Origin of the sequence: Flavobacterium sp. J27 (assembly GCF_004303025.1) — a bacterium.
Lineage (GTDB): Bacteria > Bacteroidota > Bacteroidia > Flavobacteriales > Flavobacteriaceae > Flavobacterium.
In genome coordinates, this window is the sequence record NZ_PJQW01000007.1 from 225251 (window position 1) to 235434 (window position 10184).

The 10184-nt window shown below is 28.4% G+C and carries 8 protein-coding genes and 1 pseudogene; 2 read left to right on the forward strand and 7 right to left on the reverse strand.

What is annotated here, in order from left to right:
* Positions 1–155: 155 nt before the first annotated feature.
* From CX675_RS11760 to CX675_RS11785, 6 genes are all read right to left on the reverse strand, one after another.
* Positions 156–1019: an RNA polymerase sigma factor RpoD/SigA gene (locus CX675_RS11760; protein WP_045967558.1), complete on the reverse strand. Its 864-nt coding sequence runs from the start codon at positions 1017–1019 to the stop codon at positions 156–158.
* A gap of 72 nt (positions 1020–1091) precedes the next feature.
* The gene (locus CX675_RS11765; protein ID WP_165396034.1) at positions 1092–2726 is read right to left on the reverse strand and encodes a hypothetical protein; all 1635 of its coding nucleotides are present in this window, start codon (positions 2724–2726) and stop codon (positions 1092–1094) included.
* 2 nt (positions 2727–2728) lie between these two features.
* A complete protein-coding gene (locus CX675_RS11770; RefSeq protein ID WP_130735431.1) occupies positions 2729–3961 on the reverse strand; it encodes a DUF4249 domain-containing protein in 1233 nt (410 codons plus the stop codon).
* 4 nt (positions 3962–3965) lie between these two features.
* The gene (locus tag CX675_RS11775) at positions 3966–6716 is read right to left on the reverse strand and encodes a carboxypeptidase-like regulatory domain-containing protein (RefSeq protein WP_165396035.1); all 2751 of its coding nucleotides are present in this window, start codon (positions 6714–6716) and stop codon (positions 3966–3968) included.
* Positions 6706–7368, reverse strand: coding sequence for a hypothetical protein (locus CX675_RS11780; protein ID WP_130735433.1), 663 nt, complete (start codon positions 7366–7368; stop codon positions 6706–6708). The genes CX675_RS11775 and CX675_RS11780 overlap by 11 nt, the downstream gene beginning before the upstream one ends.
* 90 nt (positions 7369–7458) lie before the next feature.
* Positions 7459–8406, reverse strand: a complete 948-nt coding sequence (locus CX675_RS11785) for a hypothetical protein (RefSeq protein WP_130735434.1) — start codon at positions 8404–8406, stop codon at positions 7459–7461.
* Between the two features lie 96 nt (positions 8407–8502).
* On the opposite strand from CX675_RS11785, the gene CX675_RS11790 reads away from it, so the two are divergent.
* Together CX675_RS11790 and CX675_RS11795 are read left to right on the forward strand one after the other, a co-directional pair.
* On the forward strand, positions 8503–9096 hold the full coding sequence (locus CX675_RS11790; RefSeq protein ID WP_130735435.1) for a hypothetical protein: 594 nt from the start codon (positions 8503–8505) through the stop codon (positions 9094–9096).
* A complete protein-coding gene (locus CX675_RS11795; protein WP_130735436.1) occupies positions 9096–9707 on the forward strand; it encodes a hypothetical protein in 612 nt (203 codons plus the stop codon). Before CX675_RS11790 ends, CX675_RS11795 begins: the two co-directional genes overlap by 1 nt.
* Positions 9708–9827: 120 nt before the next feature.
* Here CX675_RS11795 and CX675_RS19830 read toward each other — a convergent pair.
* Positions 9828–10184 (reverse strand): annotated as a pseudogene (locus CX675_RS19830) (hypothetical protein); the annotation flags it as partial.

The following is a 10184-nucleotide window of genomic DNA, read 5'->3' on the forward strand; positions in this document are numbered from 1 at the left end:
TTTCAATCATCACCCGAGAGCTTTGCTCGAATTGACGGAGAGAAACGGAGTAATCAAAAAACGAACAGTTATTGAAACTGTTGTTACAAAACTAAATTCCAAAAAAACAAATATATGTTATTTTTGGAATTTAATCTAAAATTTAGGGATTTGGATTATCCTAAATAGGTCTTTAATATTTTACTTCTAGAAGTGTGTTTTAAACGTCTGATTGCTTTTTCTTTAATTTGACGCACACGTTCACGAGTTAAATCAAAAGTTTCTCCTATTTCTTCAAGTGTCATTGGGTGTTGATCACCTAAGCCGAAATATAAACGAACGACATCAGCTTCTCTTGGCGTTAATGTTTCTAAAGCTCTTTCAATTTCAGTTTGTAATGATTCATGAATTAATTCTCTATCAGGATTTGGAGATTCACCAGAACGTAATACATCATATAAGTTAGAGTCTTCACCTTCAACAAGAGGAGCATCCATTGATAAATGACGTCCAGAATTTTTCATGGATTCTTTCACATCATTAACCGTCATGTCTAATTCTTTAGCAATTTCTTCAGCAGAAGGAGCACGCTCACTAGATTGCTCTAATAAAGCATACATTTTGTTGATTTTATTGATAGAACCGATTTTATTTAAAGGCAAACGTACAATACGAGATTGTTCTGCTAAAGCTTGAAGAATCGATTGACGAATCCACCAAACCGCATAAGAAATAAATTTAAAACCTCTAGTTTCATCAAAACGTTGTGCAGCTTTAATTAAACCAAGATTTCCTTCGTTAATTAAATCGGGTAATGTTAAACCTTGATTTTGATATTGTTTAGCTACAGAAACGACGAAACGTAAATTAGCTTTTGTTAATTTTTCAAGAGCTCTTTGGTCTCCTGCTTTAATGCGTTGTGCTAATTCTACCTCTTCGTCAGCAGTAATAAGGTCAACTTTTCCAATTTCTTGTAGGTATTTGTCTAGAGAAGCAGTTTCACGATTCGTTACCTGCTTGGTAATTTTGAGTTGTCTCATTTATATAATTTCTCTTTATTTTTATGTGTTACTATTGTTATACGTAAGAGGTTACCAAAAAGTTACAATTTTTTAATTAATAATTGAAAAAAAATCATATAGTTTTTTTTGTTTGCCTTCTTTATCCATAAAATTAATTTCAATTACATAATTGCCAATAACATCTGAGGTATAAAAAGAAATTTTATTTTTAGGTTTAGTGTTCCAATATAAATGGTAACGTTGATCGGGTAATCGTTCTTTTTTTGAGACAGAATAGTCTTCTTTATAATAGCTTTTTTCTTCTTGTAAATTTGGGATTTCAAATAGTTTATAAGGAGAAAAATTGGAATTAAGAATATACTCTTTAGTGATGAAATTGATAATACCGTCGTATTGATTTAAACCGAGTTGGTATCGATCATTAATAATATGAATTTCATCTATTTTTTCACAATTGAAATGGAATAGTACATTTAAATCTTGAACAATAATGCCATTTAAAAGGACTAATGCTGGAAAGTTAAGTTTTGGATTTGTTTTTTTATTAATGATGAAAATTTGAGTTTCATTGTTTTTTTTTCTTGTGGTAACACCAGGTAAAATTTCGGTAATTGTTTCTTGTATTGTTTTAAATCGGGTAAAATTATTTAAATCTACGATTTGATAGTTTGGATACGTATCGTAGAAAAAAGAGGATTTGGATTTTTTTTCAAAAATAGTATCTAGCTTTGTACTATAATAAGCCACATTGATTTGATTTGCTATGGCCCGTTGGTTTATTTGTTCTCTTTTATCAGGATTAAGTGTCAAATTAGAGTTCCATGTTAAACTTTTGTAATCAAAGGAAGTACTGTCAATAGTTATTTCATAATTATCAGTTGCTTCTAGTGGTTGTAGTAAAAATTGATTACTGAATGTGAGGTCGTCTAGCAAAAACATAAAACTCCCATCCGGATTTATTTTTGAGATTTTTGTTTTCCTATTTTTATCTAGAGTAGTTAGACTTATTCCTTTTTCAAAGTTAAAAATACTATCATAGCTCTTAATTTGCCCACTAATTATTTTTCCTCTTACTTCGGGTATATCGTTATAATTACTAATTTTTTTATACGATTTTGTTTTAAGATTTTTAGCGTTTTGGTTTATTTTATTTAATTGTAGTGAATCCATTTTTTTAACAGAAATACTACTGTTTAAACATAGCGAGTCTGGTATATTTAAAGTTACAAGGGTCCTTTTTTTGAATTGGTTTTGAGCGAGTAAATTTATTCTTTTTGTGGTTTCAATTGTAGATAGCTCGTTGTTTCTTTCAAAGAAGACGTTATTTGACTGATAGGGATTGATGATTACAATTTCCTTTTCACAATAGTTTGTTTCTGTTTGGAGTAGCGATTTTTTTGTGTAGACCAATAATTTATAGATGCCTGTTTCTAATTTTGTGTCAAGAAAAATATCACCAGAAACATTTTTATTATAGACTACTTTTTGTTGTCTTATACTATTGTTTTGTTTTTTATTTACAAGTTCTAAATAAGCAATTTTACTAGTTAGTGTATCTTTTATGTTTTGTATTCTAATAGAATAGAATAAGGTTTCTCCAGTGAGATAACAATCATCATTGGAAGTTATAAAAAAACTTTCCTCACTTGTACTCAAGTTGTATTTTTGAGAAGAAATTTCCTGTAGTAGAAGGAGGAAAAAAATTAATAAAGTTGTCTTTTTCATATCTATGGCCAAAAATCGGGTTTAATATTGGAACCTAAAAGTCTACAATCGCCACATCCTAAATTAACCATATCATACGTTTCAAGTAATGGTGGAATAACTTCATATTGATATAGCGCTAATTCGTTATTTAAAACTTGCTCAGCTAAGGAAGTTTTCCCTTTAACAGATTCACAGTTTGTCGTTTGTGGATTACATAATAGTTGTGCGTTATATTGTTCGACTGAACAAGAGTAAGGGAAATCTGGGATAGATTCATTTGGGAAAATAGTAGCAAAATCAAAGTATAACCGTTGTTCTGAATAGGAACAAATATCAAAGTAGCCAATCACTTTTTTTGATTCATCTGAAACACATTGGATATTTCCGTATATAAAACCAGGTTGTAAAGGAAATAATAGATTGGAATTATTATTAAAATTAGCAATTGATTTATAGAAGTTGTATGCTTCAGGAGAAAGATCATATTGTTTAACAAGTATGCTGTATCCGTTTGCAATAATGTAATCTTCTTTACTAATGAAACGTACTATGGCATTACTAAGAATTCCATCTGTTTGTTCTACTGTGCTGTGGATTATAATTTCATTTGATAAATTCGTTTTATAACATTCTTTGGATTCAGAAGTTCTTTCAACCACTTGAAATTCATAAGTAGCTTGATCATTTCCCGTTACTGTTAAGGAATCGTTTGACCAATATGGAGCTATAATTTTACTGGTTTCTTCGTATTCATATCGATAATATTTAGGTGTATTACTGGTAGCATTATTGCTAACGGTAATGGCAACACCATCTACACCGAAATAATTTATTCTAGTAGCGGCTAAAGTAGTAATTTGTGTTTGAGGTGTAATTTGTGTTAACTCAGATTTATATTCATCTCCTGATTCGGTTTTAATATGTAGTTCGTATGTAACATTAGGTTGTGCTGCAAAAGGTAAATTGGAATTATAGTATCCATCTGCTCCTTCCGAAAAAGTATAATTGTTTCCATTTGAATCGGTAATATAAACTTGAGCATTGTTTTCGATTTCATAATCTGTGCTAGATTCAAGAGGTACTGTGCGAGTTAATTTTACTTTTTGTATTTTATTCTGATTTGTTATGGTAGATTCTACAATTAAAAGATTTTCAAAATCAGAGATTTCCGACTTAAAATCATAAGGCTCGGTACATTTTATTAATGTAACTATAGAAATAATGAATATAATGATTAATGTTCTCTTCTTCATGCTTTTAAAATTTAAAATTATAGCTTAAAGTAGGTATAGGAATACTAAATATTGAAGTTTTGTAGGCTTTTATTCTACCTTGCTCGTTTATAAAATAAATGGAATAGGGATTATTTCTCCCCAAAAGATTATAAACGGATAAACTCCAAAAACTATGAGCTATTTTATTTTTTTTATGGTTGCCTTCTAAATTTAATCCTATGTCCAATCGATAATAGTCTGGGATTCTGAAGGTGTTTCTGTCGCTATAAAAAGTGTATTGATTACCGCCATAATTATATCTCCCCAAAGGAAAGGTTATTGGTCTCCCTGTTTGATAAACAAAGTTAGCTGATATATTGAAACGTTTGGTAAATTTGTAATTTAAAAAGGCATTTAAATCATGTGGTTTGTCAAAGTTTGCGGGATAATAATCTCCATTATTAACCCTTTCTTGTTGAAATTGACTCATTAAACGGATAAATGTTCTTGAATAAGTATATCCAATAGTTCCATTTAATTTGCCCGTATTTTTTTTGAGTAGAAATTCTATTCCATAGGCTTTCCCTTTACCGTTAATTAATTCTGCTTCAATTATCTCATTCATGAATAAATCTGCGCCTGTTTTATAGTCAAGAATGTTACTAATTGATTTATAATAACTTTCTATACTAAAACCAAATTTATTATTGAAAATAGAGGAGTATAGTCCTAATGAGTATTGGTTAGCTACTTGTGGTTTAACATAATTATCTGAAATTTTCCATGTGTCTAGTGGCGATTGTGTTGTATTAGTCGATAACAAATGAATGTATTGTTTCGTTCTGTCAAAACTTCCTTTTATAGATAGATTTCGAGTAAATGAATAACTAAAAGACACTCTCGGTTCAAAACCAAAGTAGGATTTTATAACGTCATTATTATTATAATTTTCGGTATCAATAATAGATGATTCGCTTTTCGGTTGGTTAGGAGCGTAAATGTTTACTTTTTTTTCACCCAATGCTAAAAAGTTACTAAAACGAAACCCAGTGCTGATTTCTAGTTTGTCGTTTAAATGATACACACTAGCAAGAAATAAGCTAGATTCTAATCCTTTTTCATGTTGTAAACTTCTGTTCTGAATTGTGGATTGATCATCATTTGGGCTAATTTCTCCTGGTTTTAATAAGTATAATTTAGAGTTTATTCCATAACTGTATTTTAATTTTTCGGATAATTTTTTATCAATTTTTGCATTTATTTTATGTTCACTTAGACGAAATGAATATTGAAATGAATCATTAAAAACAGCATTGTAATCTAGTTTGAATTTGTAATTACTGTAACTGTAGTCTGTTTGTAGTTTTGTGATTGAATCTATCGATTTAGTCCAGTTTATGGCTACAAAGGAATTGTTATATGAATTAATGGAGTCTCTAGAGATATTAAAAAGATCATTACTGTAATAAGCAGAAGTAGTTAGGGTGTTTTTAGCGTTTATTTTATGAGTGTATTTTGCGTAAAGGTCGTAAAAGGAGGCGTTTGCATTTTTTAAATCTTCATTGTCAAGTGATTTTAAAATCCATTTTGAATACGTACTACGACCAGCGACCATTACATTGGACTTGTCTTTAATTATTGGGGTTTGAACCATCAAATTACTAGTAACAGGTCCTATACTTCCTTCTCCAGTAATTTTGTTTTCAAATTTATTTTTGGTGGAGATATCAAAAACGGAGGATAGTCGGCTTCCTTTATCTACAGGCAAACTACTTTTATAAATTTCTACTTGATCAACAATATATGGGTTGATAGAAGAAAATAAACCAAATAAATGAGATGGGTTGTAAATTGTGGCATTATCTAAAAGAAATAAATTTTGGTCACTTTTTCCTCCTCTTACATTTATTCCAGCACTTCCTTCGCCAGCTGTTTTTATACCAGGCATTGAAGTTGCCACTTTTATAACGTCTCTTTCACCTAAAATTACAGGAATGTTTTTAATTTCTTCCGAATCGTAATTTATTTTACCTGTTGTTGAAGAGTTAATGTCTACAGTTCTATTTTTAGTAAGAATAATTTCGTTTAACAGGCTTAATTTCTCTTTTAAATTGAAGTTGTAATTAGTACTATTATATATTGTTAATTTGTAAATCTTGTTTTCAAAATTTACTGATTTTAGCTCTACTGTATTGAGTCCATAATCTAACTCAATGGCAAAATTTCCGTTATAATCTGTATAGGTGTTTCTTTTAGGTGTGCTTACTACGATGCCTTCTAAGTTTTCGTCTGTATCGCTGTTTTTTATGGTACCACTTAATATAATTTTCTTTTTTATTTTATTTGAGGTAGCTTTTCCTAATGTTAAGTAAGTAATAGCTGGTGTTTTTGAATTGGAAATAATTTGTTCTTGAGTTTTTAGTTGTGTTTTAGGGCTTAATAAAACAATTTCTTTAGTGTCTATTGGCGTTTCAAAATCATCATGAATAGCAATATTTTGTGTTAGAATAATTTCAGCGCCTTTCAAATAGTAATTTATTTCAGTTTCAGAAAAGAGATAATCTAAAACACTTATTATATTACTATCGTTGAATTTTTTTGTAAAATTTTTAGTTGTATAAGGAGCAAACCATGTTTTATCAAAATAGAATTTTATATTTTCTTGTTGTTCAATTTTAAGTAGACATTGTTCTAATGATTCATTGTCAAAATTAATAGAAAGATTATTTGTTTGCGCCCATGTAAATGATGAAGCAAACAAAAAGATGAGGTAGATAAAGAACTTATTTTTCATGTAGAACATTAAGAAGGTTACTATAAAATTGTTCCATACTTTCAGAATATTTTTCTTGATAAGCTTTATAAAAATTTGAAATTTTTATTTTTTGTTTTGGAAAAATCTGTGAGAAACTTTTTTTGGATTTTATTTTATAAAGCACACCATCTTTCTTTAAATAAAATTCTTTCTTATTCGAAAAAACGTAGCCTGTAGTTTTATCTGACGTTATAGTTTCTTTACTAGTTTTTTTATGTTTAATTAACAAACTGTCTGTTTCAGTAGTATGAATGATTTCTGTAAAGCCTAAAGAAGGAATGTTTACAAAAGTATTTTTTTTAATTTGGAAATAATTTACTTTAGTTTTGTCTACTACTAAGCCTCCTTTGGAATTATAAGACACAAGTTCATCATTAAGAACATCATATTTTATATTTACGTTATGGTATGTTTGGTTGTCAAATTTTAAAGAACCATTATTAAGCTCAGTTGTAAAAAACTGATTGGTTTCACTAATTACGGGTCTAAAATAGACTAAATGTGCTTTGCCATAATTAAAAGGTAAATTTTCTGTTGTAAGTAATGCGTCTACCTGATTTAAGTAAGAATCATTCTCTTGCGAAAAAATAAAACAAGAGAAACAAGTTAAAAAGAAGAATAAAGTTTTCATAGCAATAAGGTGAGAATCAAATCTATAAAAAAAAAAGCAAATTGTAAGATTTTTTTTCAAATTCCTTTCCTTTTTAAAGTGTTTTCTTTTTTACTCCACTAGATAATTTTTTATTTTAGAAGTGTAAAAATCAATTTTTTGGTACATTCTATTAAAAAAAATATTTTGGTCTTTTTTGCCTGCTTTGGTAATCGACATAGAGTTTTTTAATTGGTTAAAAATAAATTCCTTTTCTTCTTTGCAAATTTGTACATCAGAAGTAACATAATAACTTAACATATTATGTGGAATAAAAAACGAAGCCTGTTTATCATTGGTAAACAAAACCGTATTGTTTAAAAGTAATAATTCATTGTAAAATAATTCGAAGGAAGTAGTATTGTTTCTCACTTCTTGTTCTATTTTTAAAATGATGTTTTTAATATCTTCTATTATTAATAAGGCATTATTATAATGAAGAAGACCGGCTTCATAGAAATAATACATCTGTTGTAATGAACTATTAATTGTAGTGTCGTTCCAAATTTCGATGCGATTACTGTTTTCAAAAACAGAAACCAAACGTATCGATTCTTGTAATAGTGAAGTTTCCATTGCGAAATTTTCAAAACTTAAATTTTGATCAGAAGTAAGAATATTCAACCAAACATAAATTTTGAATTTCGAAAATAAACTCCCACCAAGAGTGTAATGCAACGGAATATCTTTGGCAGAATAATATACTGCACTATTTTTATTATTATATGGTTGTAATAGTATAATCGATTTTTCCAAATACAATTTAAAATCGGCTATTGATTTAATAGTCTTGGTTTTATCTAAAATGAATTTATTTTCTTTTCGAAATAAGGTATCCATTGCAATAGCATAATGATTGCACAATAGTATAGTTTCATCAATTGAAAATTTACTTTTTAGGGAAATTCTTCGGTGTGCAGCATCATAACTAATACCTAATATTTTAGCAACTTCATCCAAAAGCGATTTGTTATGAACTTTTTTTTGTATGGCCTTTAAAAGGAGTTCTTGATTTTTCATTTTTGTGATTTTCGCAAATACAAATGTAATCAATATTATTTAACGCAATTTATTTTGTGATTTATAAAATAGTTTTGAGTATTAAATTTTTGATTTATGAAAAAAGTTATCACTATTGACCTGAATAATTTTAATGAGAAAGATCTTCAGGATTATTCTAAAATGTTGAATCGATATTTTAAAAGAAGATGGCGAATTATGCTGTTCTTTCTTTGTGTTTCTTGCGGTGTTCAACAAGAAACGAGTAAAGATTATCTAAAAAAAATGCCTAAAGAATTTCAAGGTAGTTTTTATGATAATCTTGAAACTGTAGGAACCTTTAAAGAAAATGAAGTGACAAGGAGTTTTATGAAAAACCTTACTTCTTCTAACGTTAATTATAATAAACCAATAATGGTAAAAATTCAACGTAATAATTTGTTTTTAAAATTTGAAGATACAAATAGTAAATCTTATGTATTACAATTTTATGGTAAAAGAGATAAGAATAAGTTTGTTTTTTATACCAATTATAAAACAGTGTCTGTTCCTTTAATTTTAGTAATTAAAGAAATGGTAAAGTATGAAATTAAGTTAACTCAGAACAACGAGATTGTATTTACAAACAATTCTAAAAACTCAGGGATGCTTTTGTTTTTTGGAGATGGAAGGTCGTATGGTTTTGAATATCAATTTAAACTTTTAGAGTAATGAAAAAGCTGTTATTTTTTATTTTGTTTGTGTTACAGGTTAATGCACAAGATACCATTGTTTTTCCAAAAATAGATTTATTTAAACGAAATATTATTGAAGTTAGTTATGGAATTCCTCTAGGAAATTTATCAAATAAATATGAAGCATCTATAACTACTGGCTTGTATTTCAGGACAAAAATTGGTAAGGTACAGTTTTTTGATTTTGGAGCAGAATTAAGTGGCATAATTAGAGGTAAAGAGGTAGATTTTAAAGTCAACAATCAAACCATTTTATTAGATGGTAGTAAATCTTCTTTTTTATTAGGATTTCGCTATACTTTGTTTTTATATCGTTCACCCAATGAAATTTTTCATATAGAATCAAATTCTGGAACAGGATGGAAGTATTTGCATTATAGCAAGCCTAAAGAAGAATTAGAAGCAATTGATTTTAAACCTCAATTGAATACTATTGCGGTTACCCAAGGTGTAAAAATCATGTTTTATGGATTTGGAATTCATTGCAATTATCATTATGCTCCCTATAATCTTTTTGATGGCAGGTCTGAAAGAAATTTTGGAAGTTCTTCCATTCAATTTGGAGTATCGGGTAGTTGGAATTTTTAATTATTCTTTAAAGATGTCTCTTAATGAAGGTCATATTTATACGATAGGAGCATTTATTCCATATACATGTTCCTGTCTATAATTTGACAAGGTAAAAGTTGAAAAATAGTACATTATGCTTTATTGCCAAAAATCGGGTTGTTCATTAGATGAAAAGGAAGTGCAATCGGTACAATAAGGATATACTAAGATGATGTTTTCTTCAAGTTGTAAGTTGCCTGATGAATAAACTAAGATATTATTTACTGTTGCATAAATAATATCATTCCTAGCTCCTACTTCTAGTCCCATGTATCCTATAGGTAATTCGTCTATGTCGCTTCTATATTCAAATATATCACAATAGAAATAATGACTATTTGAAATTTCAGACGGGAAAATGTCTTCAAAATTAAAAAAAAATCTTTTTTCTGAAACTGTGGTGACATCAAAATAGCCTACTATTTTTTCTTTTGGGTTTTCTGTGTTTTTAATGTT

Coding starts and splice junctions, on each gene's coding strand:
- CX675_RS11765 (WP_165396034.1), bottom strand. CDS start 2,726: ATGAAAAAGACAACTTTATTAATTTTTTTCCTCCTTCTACTACAGGAA.
- CX675_RS11785 (WP_130735434.1), bottom strand. CDS start 8,406: ATGAAAAATCAAGAACTCCTTTTAAAGGCCATACAAAAAAAAGTTCAT.
- CX675_RS11795 (WP_130735436.1), top strand. CDS start 9,096: ATGAAAAAGCTGTTATTTTTTATTTTGTTTGTGTTACAGGTTAATGCA.
- CX675_RS11790 (WP_130735435.1), top strand. CDS start 8,503: ATGAAAAAAGTTATCACTATTGACCTGAATAATTTTAATGAGAAAGAT.
- CX675_RS11760 (WP_045967558.1), bottom strand. CDS start 1,019: ATGAGACAACTCAAAATTACCAAGCAGGTAACGAATCGTGAAACTGCT.
- CX675_RS11775 (WP_165396035.1), bottom strand. CDS start 6,716: ATGAAAAATAAGTTCTTTATCTACCTCATCTTTTTGTTTGCTTCATCA.
- CX675_RS11780 (WP_130735433.1), bottom strand. CDS start 7,368: ATGAAAACTTTATTCTTCTTTTTAACTTGTTTCTCTTGTTTTATTTTT.
- CX675_RS11770 (WP_130735431.1), bottom strand. CDS start 3,961: ATGAAGAAGAGAACATTAATCATTATATTCATTATTTCTATAGTTACA.